Source organism: Pseudomonas sp. BIGb0558 (assembly GCF_024807515.1).
GTDB lineage: Bacteria > Pseudomonadota > Gammaproteobacteria > Pseudomonadales > Pseudomonadaceae > Aquipseudomonas > Aquipseudomonas yamanorum_A.
In genome coordinates, this window is the sequence record NZ_JANUEW010000001.1 from 271,737 (window position 1) to 288,784 (window position 17,048).

Annotated in this window: 14 protein-coding genes; 7 read left to right on the forward strand and 7 right to left on the reverse strand. The window is 61.5% G+C overall.

Annotation, left to right across the window (positions count from 1 at the left end):
- Positions 1-12 precede the first annotated feature (12 nt).
- From M2400_RS01255 to M2400_RS01265, 3 genes are all read left to right on the forward strand, one after another.
- On the forward strand, positions 13-1,608 hold the full coding sequence (locus tag M2400_RS01255) for a GMC family oxidoreductase (protein ID WP_259195555.1): 1,596 nt from the start codon (positions 13-15) through the stop codon (positions 1,606-1,608).
- Positions 1,609-1,721: 113 nt separating this feature from the next.
- Positions 1,722-2,201: a pantetheine-phosphate adenylyltransferase gene (coaD, locus tag M2400_RS01260; RefSeq protein ID WP_003176711.1), complete on the forward strand. Its 480-nt coding sequence runs from the start codon at positions 1,722-1,724 to the stop codon at positions 2,199-2,201.
- Positions 2,202-2,384: 183 nt separating this feature from the next.
- On the forward strand, positions 2,385-2,636 hold the full coding sequence (locus tag M2400_RS01265; RefSeq protein ID WP_003213796.1) for a YfhL family 4Fe-4S dicluster ferredoxin: 252 nt from the start codon (positions 2,385-2,387) through the stop codon (positions 2,634-2,636).
- On the opposite strand, the gene mutM is transcribed toward M2400_RS01265, so the two are convergent.
- Positions 2,633-3,445: a bifunctional DNA-formamidopyrimidine glycosylase/DNA-(apurinic or apyrimidinic site) lyase gene (mutM, locus tag M2400_RS01270; protein ID WP_259195554.1), complete on the reverse strand. Its 813-nt coding sequence runs from the start codon at positions 3,443-3,445 to the stop codon at positions 2,633-2,635. The two genes, M2400_RS01265 and mutM, sit on opposite strands and share 4 nt — an antisense overlap.
- 21 nt (positions 3,446-3,466) lie before the next feature.
- Positions 3,467-4,279, reverse strand: coding sequence for an HDOD domain-containing protein (locus tag M2400_RS01275; protein ID WP_259195637.1), 813 nt, complete (start codon positions 4,277-4,279; stop codon positions 3,467-3,469).
- A 313-nt stretch (positions 4,280-4,592) separates the two neighbouring features.
- On the opposite strand from M2400_RS01275, the gene M2400_RS01280 reads away from it, so the two are divergent.
- From M2400_RS01280 to ilvD, 3 genes are all read left to right on the forward strand, one after another.
- Positions 4,593-5,789, forward strand: coding sequence for a class I SAM-dependent rRNA methyltransferase (locus M2400_RS01280; RefSeq protein ID WP_259195553.1), 1,197 nt, complete (start codon positions 4,593-4,595; stop codon positions 5,787-5,789).
- 199 nt (positions 5,790-5,988) lie between these two features.
- Positions 5,989-7,182, forward strand: coding sequence for an MFS transporter (locus tag M2400_RS01285; protein WP_177043852.1), 1,194 nt, complete (start codon positions 5,989-5,991; stop codon positions 7,180-7,182).
- A 259-nt stretch (positions 7,183-7,441) separates the two neighbouring features.
- Positions 7,442-9,283 (forward strand): dihydroxy-acid dehydratase, encoded by a 1,842-nt coding sequence (gene ilvD, locus M2400_RS01290; RefSeq protein WP_122716573.1) that lies wholly within the window; start codon positions 7,442-7,444, stop codon positions 9,281-9,283.
- Positions 9,284-9,338: 55 nt separating this feature from the next.
- Here the strand turns inward: ilvD and M2400_RS01295 are convergent, their stop codons facing one another.
- The 4 genes from M2400_RS01295 to M2400_RS01310 all read right to left on the reverse strand — a co-directional run bounded on the left by M2400_RS01295 (position 9,339) and on the right by M2400_RS01310 (position 14,665).
- Positions 9,339-11,786: a TonB-dependent receptor gene (locus M2400_RS01295; protein WP_259195552.1), complete on the reverse strand. Its 2,448-nt coding sequence runs from the start codon at positions 11,784-11,786 to the stop codon at positions 9,339-9,341.
- Positions 11,787-11,917: 131 nt separating this feature from the next.
- Positions 11,918-12,865: a FecR family protein gene (locus M2400_RS01300; protein WP_259195551.1), complete on the reverse strand. Its 948-nt coding sequence runs from the start codon at positions 12,863-12,865 to the stop codon at positions 11,918-11,920.
- Positions 12,862-13,395, reverse strand: a complete 534-nt coding sequence (locus M2400_RS01305) for an RNA polymerase sigma factor (protein ID WP_177079232.1) — start codon at positions 13,393-13,395, stop codon at positions 12,862-12,864. The genes M2400_RS01300 and M2400_RS01305 overlap by 4 nt, the downstream gene beginning before the upstream one ends.
- Before the next feature lie 211 nt (positions 13,396-13,606).
- Positions 13,607-14,665 (reverse strand): haloacid dehalogenase-like hydrolase, encoded by a 1,059-nt coding sequence (locus M2400_RS01310; protein WP_256348106.1) that lies wholly within the window; start codon positions 14,663-14,665, stop codon positions 13,607-13,609.
- A 241-nt stretch (positions 14,666-14,906) separates the two neighbouring features.
- Between M2400_RS01310 and M2400_RS01315 the strand changes: the two genes are divergently transcribed.
- Positions 14,907-16,298 carry an L-cystine transporter gene (locus M2400_RS01315; RefSeq protein WP_177043848.1) on the forward strand — a complete coding sequence of 464 codons (1,392 nt, stop codon included), beginning with the start codon at positions 14,907-14,909 and terminating at the stop codon, positions 16,296-16,298.
- 167 nt (positions 16,299-16,465) lie between these two features.
- Here M2400_RS01315 and M2400_RS01320 read toward each other — a convergent pair whose 3' ends face one another.
- Positions 16,466-16,978, reverse strand: a complete 513-nt coding sequence (locus tag M2400_RS01320) for a dihydrofolate reductase (protein ID WP_259195550.1) — start codon at positions 16,976-16,978, stop codon at positions 16,466-16,468.
- Positions 16,979-17,048 lie beyond the last annotated feature (70 nt).

The following is a 17,048-nucleotide window of genomic DNA, read 5'->3' on the forward strand; positions in this document are numbered from 1 at the left end:
GAGACGACCCTGATGCCCGTACCTGATCTGTTCCGCGATGGCATGGCCCGCGGCTGGAAGACCCACAATGGCGCCACCCTCGACCAGGACCTGACCCTGGAGGCCGACGTCGCGATCATCGGCAGCGGCGCCGGCGGCGGCACCACCGCCGAGATCCTCAGCGCCGCTGGCTACAAGGTGCTGTTGATCGAAGAAGGCCCGCTGAAAACCAGCAATGACTTCAAGCTACTGGAGGACGAGGCCTACGCCAGCTTGTATCAGGAAGGCATCGGCCGCATGAGCAAGGACGGCGCCATCACCATCCTGCAAGGCCGCGCCGTCGGCGGCACCACATTGATCAACTGGACCTCCAGCTTCCGCACCCCGGACCCGACCCTCGCCCACTGGGCCAGCGAATACGCGGTGAAGGGCCACAGCAGCGCCGAGATGGCGCCCTGGTTCGAAAAAATGGAACAGCGCCTGGGCATCGCGCCTTGGGCCATGCCGCCGAATGCCAACAACGACGTGATTCGCAAAGGCTGCGAAAAGCTCGGCTACAGCTGGCACGTGATCCCGCGCAACGTGCGCGGCTGCTTCAACCTGGGGTATTGCGGCATGGGCTGCCCGGTGAATGCCAAGCAATCGATGCTGGTGACGACCATTCCGTCCACCCTGGAGAAAGGCGGCGAGCTGCTGTACCTGGCCCGCGCCGAACGCCTGAAATTCGCCGGTGACACCATCACCAGCCTCGAATGCGTGGCCATGGATCAGTACTGCGTGGCCCCCACCGGCCGCAAGATCACGGTCAAAGCCAAGCACTACGTGCTGGCCGGCGGAGGTATCAACAGCCCGGCGCTGCTGATGCGCTCCGACGCGCCCGACCCTCATTCACGCCTGGGCAAACGTACCTTCCTGCACCTGGTGAATTTTTCCGCCGGGTTGTTCGACGAAGTGATCAACCCGTTCTACGGCGCGCCGCAGTCGATCTATTCCGACCACTTCCAATGGCAGGACGGCACCACCGGCAAAATGTCCTACAAGCTCGAAGTGCCGCCGCTGCATCCGGGGCTGGCCAGTACCTTGCTCGGCGGCTACGGCACGCAGAACGCGCTGGACATGGGCCAACTGCCCAAGACCCACGCCATGCTTGCGCTGCTGCGGGACGGCTTCCACCCTGACAGCCCGGGCGGCAGTGTCGAATTGCGCGGCGATGGCACGCCGGTGCTCGACTATCAGGTCTCGCCCTACGCCTGGGATGGCCTGCGCCGGGCGTTTCACAGCATGGCGGAGATTCAGTTTGCCGGTGGCGCCAAATCGGTGATGCCGCTGCACGGCGATGCACGCTACGTGAACACATTGGCCGAAGCCCGCAGCATGATTGACGGCCTGAACCTGGAATTGCACCGCACCCGGCTCGGCAGTGCCCATGTGATGGGCGGTTGCGCCATGGGCGAAGACCCGAAAAACGCCGTGGCCGACAGCCTTGGGCGCCATCACCAACTGCGCAATCTATCGATTCACGATGGCTCGCTGTTCCCCACCAGCATTGGGGCAAACCCGCAGTTGTCGGTGTACGGATTGACCGCGCAACTGGCGACGGCGCTGGCCGAACGTCTGAAAACGGCCTGAAAAACCGGGTATTCGCGGTGTCTATAGTGCTTTCTTCTGAATAAGTCGACTTGGCCCACCGGTAATGCTGCGATACCATCCGGTTCCCCAACGGACTCCGCCAGGACGACGCGATGAACCGAGTGTTGTACCCAGGTACCTTCGACCCAATCACCAAGGGCCATGGCGATCTGGTCGAACGCGCCTCGCGCTTGTTCGACCATGTGATTATCGCGGTCGCTGCCAGCCCCAAGAAAAACCCGCTGTTTCCCCTGGAACAGCGCGTGGAGCTGGCCCGTGAGGTCACCAAGCATCTGCCCAACGTTGAAGTGGTCGGCTTCTCGACGCTGCTGGCGCACTTCGCCAAGGAACAGAATGCCAATGTGTTCCTGCGCGGCCTGCGAGCGGTGTCGGACTTCGAATACGAATTCCAGCTGGCCAACATGAACCGCCAACTGGCGCCGGACGTGGAAAGCCTGTTTCTTACGCCGTCGGAGCGTTATTCGTTCATTTCTTCGACGCTGGTGCGGGAAATAGCCGCGCTGGGCGGGGATATCACCAAGTTTGTGCACCCGGCTGTGGCGGATGCGCTAACCCTGCGATTCAAGAAATAATCCCGAACTGTAGGAGCTGGCTTGCCAGCGATCCAGGCGCCACGGTGCAACTGCCCCATCGCCATCGCCGGCAAGCCGGCTCCTACAGTCCATCGCTGTGACTCGCACTGCGGGCGCCAATGCGGCACAATTGCGCGCATTAGTTTTCAGATGCCTTGGCTGACAGCCCTGGCAGGAGTTTCCATGTCCCTGATCATCACCGACGATTGCATCAACTGCGACGTCTGCGAACCCGAGTGCCCGAACGCTGCCATTTCCCAGGGTGAGGAGATCTACGTGATCGACCCCAACCTGTGCACCCAGTGTGTCGGCCACTACGACGAACCCCAGTGCCAGCAGGTCTGCCCGGTGGATTGCATCCCGCTGGACGAGGCTCATCCGGAGACGGAAGAGCAACTGATGGAGAAGTACCGGTTGATTACCGGGAAGGCCTAAGTCTGGCACCGCGGGCAAAACACGCTTGCCCGCTGCCCCAGCGTCACACTGCGCAATTCGGTCCCACAGACCTTGCACGCCTCGCCTCCACGGCCATAGACGAACAATTCCTGCTGGAAATACCCCGGCTGGCCGTCGCCGCCGATAAAGTCCCGCAGCGTGGTGCCGCCGCGTTCGATCGCCGCGGCCAGGATGCGTTTGATCTCGATCGCCAGCTTCAGGTAACGCCCACGGGAGATGCCCTTGGCTTCCCGGCGCGGATCAATCCCGGCGGCAAACAGCGCTTCTGTCGCGTAGATATTGCCCACGCCCACCACCACCGCGTTGTCCATGATGAACGGCTTCACCGCCATCGACCGCCCGCGGGACAGCTGGAACAGCCGCTCGCCGTCAAACAGGTCGGTCAACGGCTCCGGCCCGAGGCGAATCAGCAGTTCATGGTTCAGCGGGTCGAGGCTCCAGAGCATCGCGCCAAAGCGTCGCGGGTCGGTGTAGCGCAGGGCCAGGCCCGACTCCAGCTCGATGTCCACGTGTTCATGCTTGGCCGCCGGGCTCCCGGCGTCCACCAGGCGCAAATTGCCCGACATGCCCAAATGGCTGATCAAGGTGCCGACTTCGGCATTGATCAACAGGTACTTGGCCCGCCGCTCCACCAGCACGATGCGCTGCCCGGACAGGCGCACATCCAGGTCTTCCGGGATCGGCCAGCGCAGGCGCCGCTCACGCACCACCACACGGCTGACCCGCTGGCCTTCCAGGTGCGGCGCAATACCACGCCGGGTGGTTTCGACTTCCGGTAACTCGGGCATGTGTACCTCTTGGAAAAAGGGTTAGTGCGCGCCCAGCTCGCGGATCGACAACTTCAGGCTCTCGAAGTCGTAGTCCGACAGGCCGATATGGTCCAGCACCAGCGGGCCGATGGCGTTCCACTCGTGGTCATCCACCTGGTTGCCCAGCACGCGGTAGGACGCACAGATGTGCTCGGCCATTTTCAGGATCGCCAGCAGGTTTTTCAGCTGCGGCTTCTGGTTGGACTCATCGCTGAAAATCGCCAGGGCGTTGTGGTGATTGGCAATGGCGTCGGTCACATGCTCCGGCAGACGCCAGGATTTGGCGGTGTAGTAACCCACCACGGCGTGGTTGGTGTTGAACGCCTGGTTCTCGGTGTCGACCACGCGGCATTCCGGGCCGGCGCTGGCATAGGCTTCTTCCAGCACGCTCATGTAATTCGGGAAACGCTTGAGCATCAACGGCACGCCGCAATCGTGGAACAGCCCCAATGCGTAGGCTTCATCGACGGCCTGGCTGCCGGTGCGCTTAGCCAGGGCCAGGCAGGTCATGGCCACATCCTGGGCGGTGTCCCAGAAACGGTTGAGGGTGACGATGGTGTCGTCGCTCATCTCGCCCTTGATCGACTGCGCGTTGATCAGGTTGACGATGGAGCGGCTGCCCAGCAGGTTCACCGCGCGCTGGATCGAGACGATCTTGTTGCTCAGCCCGTAATACGGCGAGTTGACGATTTTCAGCAGCGAGCCGGAGAGGCCCGGGTCCTGGCCGATCAGCCGGGCAATCACTTCCAGGTCCGGATCAGGCATGTACTGCTCCATCTGCAAATCCACCATGATTTGCGGTTGAGGCGGCACGCTGATGCCCTGGAGGCTCTGTTGGATCTGTTCGGCGGATAGCTCTTGGGACATAGGGGGCACACTCTGGACTAGGCGGCGATTCTAACCTTTATGGCAACCGGGCTGACACCTCAAAAAACCGAACTGAAACCGGATCGAATGTGGGAGCTGGCTTGCCTGCGATGCAGACGGCTCGGTCTTTCAGATAACCGAGGTGATGCTATCGCAGGCAAGCCAGCTCCCACAGGGATATCACCACCCACATGTCCGGCGGCGCCGCCAAGTACTACACAACACGGTATACTCCCGCTCTTTTTTCCGGAGCGACGTCATGTCCCTGCCAAGCCTGCGTCTCAAAGCCAACGCCGATCGTCGTTTGCGCAACGGCCACCTGTGGGTCTACAGCAACGAAATCGATGTGGCCGCCACACCTCTTCACGGCTTCCAGGCAGGCGACCAGGCGATCCTGGAAGCAGCCGGCGGCAAGACCCTCGGCATCGTGGCCATGAGCCCGAACAACCTGATCTGCGCCCGCCTGCTGTCGCGCGACATCAAGCTGGCGCTGGACAAATCGCTGCTGGTGCACCGCATCAACGTGGCCCTGTCCCTGCGTGACCGTCTGTTCGACAAGCCGTTCTACCGCCTGGTGTACGGTGATTCCGACCTGTTGCCGGGCCTGGTGGTCGACCGTTTCGGCGACATCCTGGTGGTGCAGATCGCTTCGGCGACCATGGAAGCCCACAAGGAAGACGTGATCGCCGCACTGACTCAGGTGCTCAAGCCAAGCGGCATCCTGTTCAAGAACGACTCCGCCGCCCGTGACGCCGAAGGCCTCAACCGCTACGTCGAAACCGTGTTCGGCCTGGTGCCGGAGTGGGTTGCCCTCGAAGAAAACGGCGTGAAGTTCGAAGCGCCGGTGATCCAGGGCCAGAAAACCGGCTGGTTCTACGACCACCGCATGAACCGCGCCCGCCTGGCCCCGTATGCCAAGGGCAAGCGCGTTCTGGACCTGTACAGCTACATCGGCGGCTGGGGCGTGCAAGCCGCGGCCTTCGGTGCCAATGAAGTGTTCTGCGTCGACGCCTCCGCCTTCGCCCTCGACGGCGTAGAGCGCAACGCCGCGCTGAACGGCGTTGCCGAAAAGATGACCTGCATCGAAGGCGACGTGTTCGAAGCCCTCAAAGAGCTGAAAGCCAGCGAAGAACGTTTCGACGTGATCGTGGCCGACCCGCCGGCCTTCATCAAGCGCAAGAAAGACATGAAGAACGGCGAAGGCGCCTACCGCCGCCTGAACGAGCAAGCCATGCGCCTGCTCAGCAAGGACGGCATCCTGGTCAGCGCTTCGTGCTCCATGCACTTGCCGGAAGATGACCTGCAGAACATCCTGCTGACCAGCGCCCGTCACCTGGATCGCAATATCCAGATGCTGGAACGCGGCAGCCAGGGCCCGGACCACCCGGTGCACCCGGCGATTGCCGAGACTCGGTATATCAAGAGCATTACTTGCCGGTTGTTGCCCAATAGCTAAGTAACACCGCGGACCCAATGTGGGAGCTGGCTTGCCTGCGATAGCATCACCGCCGGGTATCTGACATACCGAGGTGCTTGCATCGCGGGCAAGCCCGGCTCCCACACAAGCCCCTATAGCTTCCCGCAACGGTTTTGATTGAATTCCATTTTTCGCAGACTAGTATCGGTTTCTGGTTTAACTCCGGAAAACAACAACAATGTCTGAGTCTTACTCCCAGCCCATTGGCGACGCAAAACGCCAACATTTCTCGCGGTTCATCCTCATCACCTGCATCTCCCTGATCAGCTTTTTCCCGATCAATATCCTGCTGCCCTCCTTTCCTGCCCTCGCCGCAAAGTTCGACACGTCAACCGCCGAGGTTGCCTTATCCATCAGCCTGTTCACCCTGGTATTTGCAATTTCCCAACTGATCGCCGGCCCGCTTTCAGACAAATTCGGGCGCAAGGAAGTGCTGCTGGGGTGCATCGTGGTTTCCACTCTCGGCTCGATCGGCTGCGCACTCGCAACAAGCTACCCGAGCTTCCTGCTGTTTCGCGCCGTGCAGGCCATTGGCTGTGGCTTTTTTGTACTCGGCCATGCGCTGGTGGAAGACCTGTTCGAAGAACAGGACCGCGCCCGCATCCGCATCTATTACATGACCTTGAGCGGCTCGTTTGTTGCGCTGTCGCCGCTGCTGGGCTCCTGGCTGCAAACCACATTCGATTGGCAGGGCAGCTTCTACGGGTTTGCGGTAATGGCGCTGGGCATGTTTATCCATGCCTGCCTGTTATTGCCGTCCAAGGCCGCCAGCCCTGAAAGAGCCCCCGTCTCGATCATCACCACGCTGAAATCCATCGCCGGGAATCGGGACTTCATCCGCTATTGGTGGATCGCCGCGCTGGTATTCGCCTGTTACTTCGCCTTGATCAGCGTCACGCCGCTGATATTCATGGATGAGTTGAAACTGTCCGAATACCAGTACGCGGTGGTGCTGATGGTGTACGGCATCGCCTATCTGCTGGGTGGCGTTGCGGCGAGCGCCCTGCAAAAACACATCTCGCTCACGCGGCAAATCAATATCGGGCTGGGCCTGCTGGGCGTCGCGGGCGTGTTATTGGCGCTGATCATCCGCTTTGAGGCCATGACCACCATCAGCCTGCTCATCCCGATGCTGATCAGCGCCCTGGCCGTGACCCTGGTTCGCCCCGCCGCGATTTCTGCGGCCATGTTGCTGTTCTCCAGCAGCGCCGGCACCGCCGCCTCGGCCGGCAACAGCATCATGTTCATCACCGCCGCCGTCAGCAGCGCCGCGCTCGCGCAAGCCGGGAGCAACTTGCTGATGACCATCGCCATCAGCTTCATCGTGTTCAGCGTCTGGGGGGTGGTGACGAACGCCCGGGTCGGTCGCTGAGCGTGAAACTTGCACACCCACACGTCTCGTAAGCGCCATCTACACGCTCGCGGCCATTCCCTCCGGCCGCCAGCGGTGTAGAATCGGACCTATTCATCGCCAGTCATCCCCCGGCGGGTTTATGAGCTCAAGGCCAATGCGCACGGCGATCCCGCAGCGTTTGAGGCAACTTCCGGACACACGGCCATTTTCTGAGTGTTCCAGACGTCAATAGAAGCTCACTCCCCTTTGATACCTGATTAGCCGCCCGGAGTGTTCCATGCCAGATTACCGCTCGAAAACATCCACCCACGGCCGCAACATGGCCGGCGCCCGCGCTCTGTGGCGCGCCACGGGGATGAAAGATGACGACTTCAAGAAGCCGATCATCGCGATTGCCAACTCGTTCACCCAGTTCGTACCCGGCCACGTCCACCTCAAGGACCTGGGCCAACTGGTCGCCCGCGAGATCGAACGCGCCGGCGGTGTAGCGAAAGAATTCAACACCATCGCCGTGGATGACGGCATCGCCATGGGCCATGACGGCATGCTGTATTCCCTGCCGAGCCGCGAGATCATCGCCGACTCCGTGGAATACATGGTCAACGCCCACTGCGCCGACGCCATCGTGTGCATCTCCAACTGCGACAAGATCACCCCCGGCATGCTGATGGCCGCCCTGCGCCTGAACATCCCGGTGATCTTCGTCTCCGGCGGCCCGATGGAAGCCGGCAAGACCAAACTCGCCTCCCATGGCCTGGACCTGGTCGACGCCATGGTCATCGCCGCCGATTCCAGCGCTTCTGACGAGAAGGTCGCGGAATACGAGCGCAGCGCCTGCCCGACCTGCGGTTCGTGCTCCGGCATGTTCACCGCCAACTCGATGAACTGCCTGGTGGAAGCCTTGGGCCTGGCCTTGCCGGGCAACGGCTCGACACTGGCCACCCACAGCGACCGCGAGCAGCTGTTCCTGCAGGCCGGCCGCACCATCGTCGAGCTGTGCAAGCGTTACTACACCGAGAACGATGAGTCGGTGTTGCCGCGCAACATCGCCAACTTCAAGGCGTTCGAAAACGCCATGACCCTGGACATCGCCATGGGCGGTTCCACCAACACCATCCTGCACTTGCTCGCCGCCGCACAGGAAGCCGAGATCGACTTCGACCTGCGGGACATCGACCGCCTGTCCCGTCACGTGCCGCAACTGTGCAAAGTCGCGCCGAACATCCAGAAGTACCACATGGAAGACGTGCACCGCGCCGGTGGGATCTTCTCGATCCTCGGCTCGTTGGCCCGTGGCGGCCTGTTGCACACCGACCTGCCGACCGTGCACAGCAAATCCATCGCCGAAGGCATCGCCAAGTGGGACATCACCCAGACTGACGACGAAGCCGTGCATACCTTCTTCAAGGCAGGCCCGGCCGGCATCCCGACACAGACCGCGTTCAGCCAGTCGACCCGCTGGGAAACCCTCGACGACGACCGTGAAAACGGCTGCATCCGCAGCGTCGAGCACGCCTACTCCCAAGAAGGTGGCCTGGCCGTGCTGTACGGCAACATCGCCCTGGATGGCTGCGTGGTGAAAACCGCCGGCGTGGATGAGTCGATTCACGTGTTCGAAGGCCGCGCCAAGATCTACGAAAGCCAGGACAGCTCGGTACGCGGCATCCTCGCTGACGAAGTGAAGGAAGGCGACATCGTCATCATCCGCTACGAAGGCCCGAAAGGCGGCCCGGGCATGCAAGAGATGCTCTACCCGACCTCGTACCTGAAATCCAAGGGCCTGGGCAAAGCCTGCGCCTTGCTGACCGATGGCCGTTTCTCCGGCGGTACCTCGGGCCTGTCCATCGGCCACGCTTCGCCGGAAGCCGCTGCCGGCGGCGCCATTGGCCTGGTGCAGGATGGCGACAAGGTACTGATCGACATTCCGAACCGCTCGATCAACCTGTTGATCAGCGATGAAGAACTGGCGGCACGCCGGGTCGAGCAGGACAAGAAAGGCTGGAAGCCGGTAGAGAAGCGTCCGCGCAAAGTCACTACCGCGTTGAAGGCTTACGCCCTGCTGGCCACCAGTGCCGACAAGGGTGCAGTACGTAACAAGGCGATGCTCGACGGCCTGTAAGCCTCGCCCCTAAAAATGCCCCGCCAGGTGCGGGGCATTTTTTTGCCTGCTCGAATCAGAATTGCGGCGTGTAGGTCATGGTGAACATCACGTTACGCGGGTCGCCATAGTAATTGCTGCCCCAGTTCGCGTTGTACGCGGGGATGTAGTACTTCTTGTCGAACATGTTGTTCAGGTTCGCCGCGACGGTGAACTCCTGGTTGACCTTGTAGGCCACCCGCGAATCCCACAGCGCGTTGCCCGGCACACTGAACGTGCGGTCATAGGCGACGGTGCTGCTTTGCGCGGTGACGCCGGCGCCGACGCTGACTTTCTCCCAATCGCCCGGCAACTGGTAGTCACCCCACACCTTGAGCAGGTGTTTAGGAGTCCAGGTGCTGAAGATCTTGCCTTCGTAGGTGTCGTCCTTGAGGAACTTGGTGGTGTTGTAGGTGTAGCTGGAGACCAGTTGCAGGCCAGGCAACACCTCACCGCTCAAGGTGGCTTCAAAGCCCTGGCTGCGGACCTTGCCGGAAGCGAGCGAGCAGTACCAGCCGCCACAGACTTTGCCGCCTTGCAGGTCTTGAGCCGCACGGTTTTCCTGGTCATAGCGGAAGATAGCGAACGACGTATTGAGCCGGCCGTCAGCCAGTTCGCCCTTCAGGCCCAGTTCGTAGTTCTGGCCCTCAATGGGCTTGAGCACGGTCAATGAGGTGGTCAGGTTGGTTTGTGGCTCAAAGGCGTCGGTATAGCTGGCGTAGGCCGACCATTGCTCGTTGAGCGCATAGACCAGGCCGGCGTAGGGAGTGACGTGGCCATTGCTTTGCGTGGTGCTCTGGGTCGGGTCGCCATAGACACCCTGGAAACCGCTCTCGTCCTTGTAGGAATAGTCATACCAACTGGTGCGCGCACCGAGGATCAACGTCAGCGGGTCCAATAGCTGGACGCGCCAGGTGCCATAAATCCCCTTCTGGCGAATGTCATACCAGCTCTTCGTCGCATTCCCTGCCTGGAACAACTGGTTCCTGTCGCGCTGCGGACGGTTGTGGTCGATGTTGAAGATATCCGCTCCCGGCGTTGCCGCACGCGCCCAGAAATCATCCGTGGTGAGTTTGGAATAGTTGGCGCCCAGTACCATCTCCTGCCGCAAACCAAAGCCTTCGAACTTGCCGTCGACATACACGTCCACACCGCGACTCTTGGTGTTGAAGTCGGTGACCCAGTCCACGTAACGCACGGTGCCGCTGTCACCGGGGTTGGGGATGGTGTCCCATGTCGCTTGGTAAGTCGCGTCGTTGTGTTCATCCATGGCCACCAGGGCGGCCTTCATTTTCCAGTCATCGTTGAAGCGATGCTCGATATCGGCAAACACCTGGGTCTGGTTATTGACGTTGCGGTTCCAGCTGGCCCCCACAAACGTCGAACGTGGCAGACCGATGTCGCTGCCGTTGGCATAACGCGGCAGCGACATGAAGTTCGGGCGGGCGTGGCCTTTCTGGTTACTGATGCCGACGCCGACGGTGGTGTCGGGGGTGAAGTCATAGTCGACGGCGGCATACACCGTCTGGTTCCAGCTGCCGGCGTAGTCGACGAAGGAGTTGGTGGTGTCGTAATCCGCCACAAACCGGCCGCGCAAGGTGCCCTCCGAGTTCAGCGGGCCGCCGGCATCAACCTGGGTGCCGTAGTGGTCCCAGGAGCCGGCCTTGGCGGTGATGGTGACTGTCGGCGCCTGCTGGCCGCGCTTGCGCACCAGGTTCATGGTGCCGCCGGGGCTGTTGGCGCCCTGTAGCAAGGCAGCCGGGCCGCGCAAGGTCTCTACCCGGTCATAGATCGCCATGTTCTCGGTGAGGTAGCTGCCCAGCGCGTAGGTGTTACGCGGGATACCCACACCATCGTATTGCAGGGTGCCCACCTCGAAGCCACGGGAAAAGATGAACATGCCGGGGCCGGGGGATTTGGTCGCCGTCAGGCCCGGCGTGCGCTTGACCACCTCGGAGAGTTTGGTGGTGTTCTGGTCATCCATCTGCTTGCGGGTCATGACGCTGACCGATTGCGGGATGTCCTTGAGCTTCTGCTCGCCCTTGCCGATGGTCACCGCGCCGGTGGTGTAGGAGCCGGTGCCTTCGGTTGTAGCGCCAAGGTGCTCGGCGCTGATGGTGGTGGCACCCACTTCAAGGGCTGTGCCTGATGACACACGCTTTTCCAGGGTCACGGTATCTGCGTTGATAAATGCCGCACTCAACCCCGTCCCCGCAAGCAACCTCGCCAGGGCGTCCCGCTGCCCCAGGTTGCCACTCACTCCCGGCGACAGCAGCCCCTGCGTCAACTCACTGGGCACCAGCACTTGAAGCCGCGTCACCGCCGAAAACGCCGCCAACGCGCCGTCCAGGCTTTGCTCCTGGATATCGAAGCGGTAGGTCTGGGCCTGCGTCGTCTCAGCAGCCTGCAAATACAACGGCGCAGTGCCGCACGCCAAGGAAATGGCCAGCGCCAGCAAGGGCCGTGCGGCAAATCGGTGTGCCATGGATGATGCTCCCCGGTGCAAAAGTCAGTGAACGGGCGCGGCACTACTTGAGAGTGCTTACTATTTACGCCTCAGTGATCAAGGACGATGGCTTGGGGAGAAACCCTGAAAGTTTTTTGAAAAAGATTCGTCTAGGACGCTTTGCCTTCGCGCAACACCAGCAAATACGGGGTGTAATGCTCGGCACGCAGGTTAAGGGTGTATTCCAGCGCCTTGATGACGGCATCGGGCTTGTCGATCTCGAACACGCCAGACACCACGCGGTTGCGCAACCTATCGCCGAGCACCAGCGTCTTGCCGGGCCAGTAGCGATTTAATTCGGCAACCACATCGGACAGCGGTTGCTGGCGAAACACCAGTTGCCGCTGGCGCCAGGCAAAACCACTGGCAGGGTCGAACGCGTGGACCGCCGTCAGGCGTTGGTCCTGATACTCCACCGCACGACCCGGCTCCAGATACACCGGCTCACCCAGGCCGGAGCTGACCTGCACCTTGCCCTGGGCGACTTGCACCTGGGTCTGTGCATCGCGGCGGGCGACGCTGAATTGCGTGCCCACCACCTTCACCCAGCCATCGCCGGACTGCACCACGAAAGGCCGCGATGGATCCTTGGTCACGCTGAAAAACCCTTCGCCCCGCAGCAGGCGAACCTGGCGTTCACCGGCACTCATGCGGATCTGCACCGCGCTGTCAGTGTTGAGTTGCAGTTGCGAGCCATCCGCCAGTTCGACCGTGCGCGATTCACCGGTGCCGGTGGCGTAGTCGGCCCGCAGGCGATCCAGCCATGGCGTGTTTTGCAGCGTCAGCCCGACCGCCAAAAGCATCGCGGCAGCATACGCCCAACGCCGTGCCGGCTTGCGCCAGGCGGCTTGCTCGGCCCGGCGAATCACTCGCGCCGGTTCGCGTAGGCCGCCCAGCATCGCCTGGACTTCCTGCCACGCATCATCCTGGGCGGCGCCCTGCCCCAGCCAGACGGAAAACGCCTCGATTTCGGCCGCTGTGACGTCGTCGGCCTGGAGCCGGAAATACCAGCCGGACGCTTCGGCAAACAACTCGTCGGCAGTGGGTGCGGCGATCATGACCGGCGTCCTTGTTCATCACAGGCCAGCCGCGCCTTGATAAAGGCACGGCATTCGATCAAGGCCCGACGCAATTGGTATTCCACACTCCGCGGGGTAATCGACAGGCGCTCACCAATCTCGCGGTAGGAAAGTTCGTCGACATGATAGAGCAGGAAGATCTGCCGAGTCGCTTCGGGCAGCGCCAGGATCGCATCCTGCATCAGTTGCTCCTGTTGATAGGCGGCCAATTGCTCGTCGGCACCTGGGTTGCTGCAGGGCAGTTCTTCGCTGGGCTCGCCGGCATCCAGGCGCTCGCGGCGGATGGCCTGGCGCTGATGGTCGCGCACCAGGTTGCTGGCGATGGTGAAGAGGAAGGCAGGGAGGTTGTCGATCTTCTCGCCGGAGTCCAGCCGGGCCAGGCGCAGGAACGATTCCTGGGTCAGGTCGGCGGCCACCTGGGCGCTGCCGGTGCGGCGGGTGACGAAGGCTTCGAGGGCCTTCTTCTGCTCCGCAAACAGGCGCGCGATCTGAGAATTCCAGGAGAGCACAGCACTACCTTGAGAAGAACGGGATGTTCAGGAAGTGCGCACGCTAGCAGAAGATGAGATTTGTTCGCAATTGATATCTATTTTTGCTGGGGCTTTGCAGTGCTGCTGATGGCCTCATCGCGGGCAAGCCCGACTCCCACATGGACCGAGTTGCCTGAGCGAACTCGGTCCAGGTGGGAGCTGGCTTGCCTGCGATGGCCACGCCTCGGTATTACTGAATCTCGTCCGGCTTGACGATCACCCAGTTCTTATCCGCCGTCACCGGCAACCCTTCCTTGGCCTGGGCCGCCGCGTGCTTGGCCATCATGCCGTTAAGCTGGGTCATGTATTTGTCCTTGCGGTTGATCCACAGGTGGATGCCGCCCTTGGCCACGTCCACATCGTGGAACAGCATGTAGCCGTCACTGGTTGGCGTGTCGCCACCAACGATCACCGGTTTTTTCCACTCATCGATATAGGTCAGGATCGCCGCGTGCTTGCCGGCCATCCAGGTGGCCGGGGTCCACAGGTACGGGGTCAGTTCCAGGCCGAGGTTGGCCTTCTCGTCATACTTGCCGGCGGCGATCTGTTTGCGCGCGGTGGTCAGTTCGCCGGTCTTGCGGTCCTTGAGCAGGGTGCTCACGCCAATCACGTTCTCGGGTTTGACGTTGTAGCCGTACTTCGGATCGGCCGCGACCATGCGCACCAGTTCCTCGGACGCGGCGGTCATCACGTAGACCTCAATGCCGTTTTCCATCAGCTTGTTGAACAGCTCAGCCTGGCCGGTGAAGACTTTCGGCGGCTGCACTTCCATGTTCTTGACCACGTCACCTTCGTAGTAGGTGACCGGCACCGGCTTGCCCGACGCCATCATCTCGTCGACGTAGCCTTTGAGCTCCTTGAGGGTGAAGCCGGAGAAAATCTGCGCCACCCACGGGTAGCAGACCATGTCGTCGACTTCGCAGAGGCGGTAGTAGTAGCTGAACAGGCTTTCCTTGTGGTCGGCGGTGTCTTTGAACGGGATCAGCTTCAGGGAAGGGTCCATGGTGTCGCGGGTGATCAGGCCCTTGTTTTCCAGGTACGGCAGCAACGACTCTTCAAGGTCGTAGCGGTAACTGGTGTTGTCCATGTCGAACACCGCGAAGTTGCCCTTGTTGGCATTGGCGGCAATCATCGTGTCCAGTTGCTTGGCGGCCGCCGCCGGCCAGTGTTTCAACTCGGTGGCGGCAAAGGCCTGGCTCGCAAGGCCCAGGCACAGCGCGGCGGCAAACAGTTTCGGCGCTAGCTTCATGTGCGTTTTCTCCCTGAGTGAAAGACATCGACGCTAACAAATCCCTGTGACAGTTTCCGTCCGAGCGCGACCGCTTTCGTCGTGATCGCGCCAACGCCATACACCTGGGCGCCATTCGCTTATTCCAAAAACGACAGTCACCATTCTATAAAGGTATTAAATCAATAAATATCAAGCTGTTAGGCATGCCGGTTCGCAATCGCAGGCTCACGCGATTGGCTGCCTTCTCAACGGAGCTTCAATGAATCTGCCCCTGATTCTCAACTTACTGGTGTTCGTGGCCCTGTTGCTGGGCCTGGCACAAACCCGTCGTACCCACTGGAGCCTCGCCAAGAAGGTGTTGTTCGCGCTGGTACTCGGCGTGATCTTCGGTGTGGTGCTGCACGCCATTTACGGCGCCGGCAACCCGGTGCTCAAGGCCTCGATCGGCTGGTTCGACCTGGTCGGCAACGGTTACGTGCAGTTGCTGCAAATGATCGTGATCCCGCTGGTGTTCGCCTCGATCCTCAGCGCCGTGGCCCGCCTGCACAACGCCTCGTCCCTGGGCAAGATCAGCTTCCTGACCATCGGCACGCTGCTGTTCACCACGGCGATTGCGGCGCTGATCGGTATCGGCCTGACCAACCTGTTCGGCCTCACCGCCGAAGGCCTGGTGGCCGGCACCCAGGAAATGGCGCGCCTGCAAGTGATCCAGAGTGATTACGCGGGCAAGGTCGCCGACCTGAATATCCCGCAACTGCTGCTGTCGTTCATCCCGCAGAACCCGTTCGCCGACCTGGCCCGGGCCAAGCCGACGTCGATTATCAGCGTGGTGATCTTTGCTGCGTTCCTCGGGGTTGCCGCGCTGCAACTGCTCAAGGATGACGTGGAAAAAGGCCAGAAAGTCCTCAACGCCATCGACACCCTGCAAGCCTGGGTGATGCGCCTGGTGCGCCTGGTGATGAAACTCACCCCGTACGGCGTATTGGCACTGATGACCAAGGTGGTCGCCAGCTCCAACCTGCAAGACATCATCAAGCTCGGCAGTTTTGTGGTGGTGTCGTACCTCGCCCTGGGCCTGATGTTTGTGGTGCATGGCGTGCTGCTGTCCCTGGCCGGGATCAACCCGCTGCGGTTCTTCCGCAAGGTGTGGCCGGTGCTGACGTTTGCTTTCACCAGCCGTTCCAGCGCCGCGAGCATCCCGCTGAGCATTGAAGCGCAGACCCGTCGCCTGGGGATTCCGCAGTCCATCGCCGGCTTTGCCGCCTCGTTTGGCGCGACGATTGGCCAGAACGGTTGTGCAGGTCTTTACCCGGCGATGCTGGCGGTGATGGTTGCGCCGACCGTGGGCATCAACCCGCTGGACCCGTTGTGGATCGCAACACTGGTGGCGATTGTGACCTTGAGTTCGGCCGGTGTGGCGGGCGTGGGCGGCGGTGCGACGTTTGCCGCGCTGATCGTGCTGCCGGCGATGGGCTTGCCGGTGTCACTGGTGGCGTTGCTGATTTCGGTTGAGCCGCTGATCGACATGGGCCGTACGGCGTTGAACGTGAACGGTTCGATGACGGCGGGGGCGATTACCAGCCAGATCATGCAGCAGACGGATAAAGAGCTGCTCAATACCGATGAGCATGCGGAACTGGCGCAGGCTTAACGGCCGAACTTTGTGGCGAGGGAGCTTGCTCCCGCTGGGCTGCGCAGCAGCCCCAAAGCAGGCGACCGAGTTTTCTGAGAGATTGAGGGATCAGCTTTTAGGGCCGCTTCGCAGCCCAGCGGGAGCAAGCTCCCTCGCCACAGCAAGCTCCCTCGCCACATGAGTTTTTAGGCTTTTTCCCAGACTTCGAAGTTGTACGCCGGCTTGTCACCCTCAGCCGCATTCTCGACATTCGACACCAGCTTCCACTGGTTCAAATCAAACTCGGGAAACCACGCATCCCCTTCCGGGCTCAATGCCACGCGCGTCAAATACAGGCGATCCGCTTGTTCCAGCCCCTGGGCATACAACTGCGCTCCGCCGATCAGCATCAGCTCATCCACGCCCTGCGCCTTGGCCCATTCCTCCGCCCGCTCCACGGCCGCGTCCAGTGACGGAAAAACTTCCGCACCTTCCAGCGCCAGGTCGGTCTGACGGCTGACCACAATGTTCAACCGGCCCGGCAACGGTCGGCCCAGGGAATCCCAGGTCTTGCGCCCCATGATGATCGGCTTGCCCAAGGTGGTGGCCTTGAAATATTTGAAATCCCCCGGCAAATGCCAGGGCATGCTGTTGTCGACGCCGATCACACGGTTTTCACCGAGGGCTGCGATCAGGCTTAAAGGGAGAGTTTTTTTCATGGCGACGAGAATACCAGAGCCGCGCGCGGCATACCCCAACCGGCGTTCCAGCGGTTATGCTCCAGACTCA

Excerpts from the sequence above, each read along its gene's own strand:
- coaD (WP_003176711.1), top strand. The coding sequence starts at position 1,722 with ATGAACCGAGTGTTGTACCCAGGTACCTTCGACCCAATCACCAAGGGC.
- M2400_RS01300 (WP_259195551.1), bottom strand. The coding sequence starts at position 12,865 with ATGATCGCCGCACCCACTGCCGACGAGTTGTTTGCCGAAGCGTCCGGC.
- M2400_RS01285 (WP_177043852.1), top strand. The coding sequence starts at position 5,989 with ATGTCTGAGTCTTACTCCCAGCCCATTGGCGACGCAAAACGCCAACAT.
- M2400_RS01315 (WP_177043848.1), top strand. The coding sequence starts at position 14,907 with ATGAATCTGCCCCTGATTCTCAACTTACTGGTGTTCGTGGCCCTGTTG.
- M2400_RS01280 (WP_259195553.1), top strand. The coding sequence starts at position 4,593 with ATGTCCCTGCCAAGCCTGCGTCTCAAAGCCAACGCCGATCGTCGTTTG.
- M2400_RS01310 (WP_256348106.1), bottom strand. The coding sequence starts at position 14,665 with ATGAAGCTAGCGCCGAAACTGTTTGCCGCCGCGCTGTGCCTGGGCCTT.
- M2400_RS01320 (WP_259195550.1), bottom strand. The coding sequence starts at position 16,978 with ATGAAAAAAACTCTCCCTTTAAGCCTGATCGCAGCCCTCGGTGAAAAC.
- M2400_RS01265 (WP_003213796.1), top strand. The coding sequence starts at position 2,385 with ATGTCCCTGATCATCACCGACGATTGCATCAACTGCGACGTCTGCGAA.
- mutM (WP_259195554.1), bottom strand. The coding sequence starts at position 3,445 with ATGCCCGAGTTACCGGAAGTCGAAACCACCCGGCGTGGTATTGCGCCG.
- M2400_RS01255 (WP_259195555.1), top strand. The coding sequence starts at position 13 with ATGCCCGTACCTGATCTGTTCCGCGATGGCATGGCCCGCGGCTGGAAG.
- ilvD (WP_122716573.1), top strand. The coding sequence starts at position 7,442 with ATGCCAGATTACCGCTCGAAAACATCCACCCACGGCCGCAACATGGCC.
- M2400_RS01295 (WP_259195552.1), bottom strand. The coding sequence starts at position 11,786 with ATGGCACACCGATTTGCCGCACGGCCCTTGCTGGCGCTGGCCATTTCC.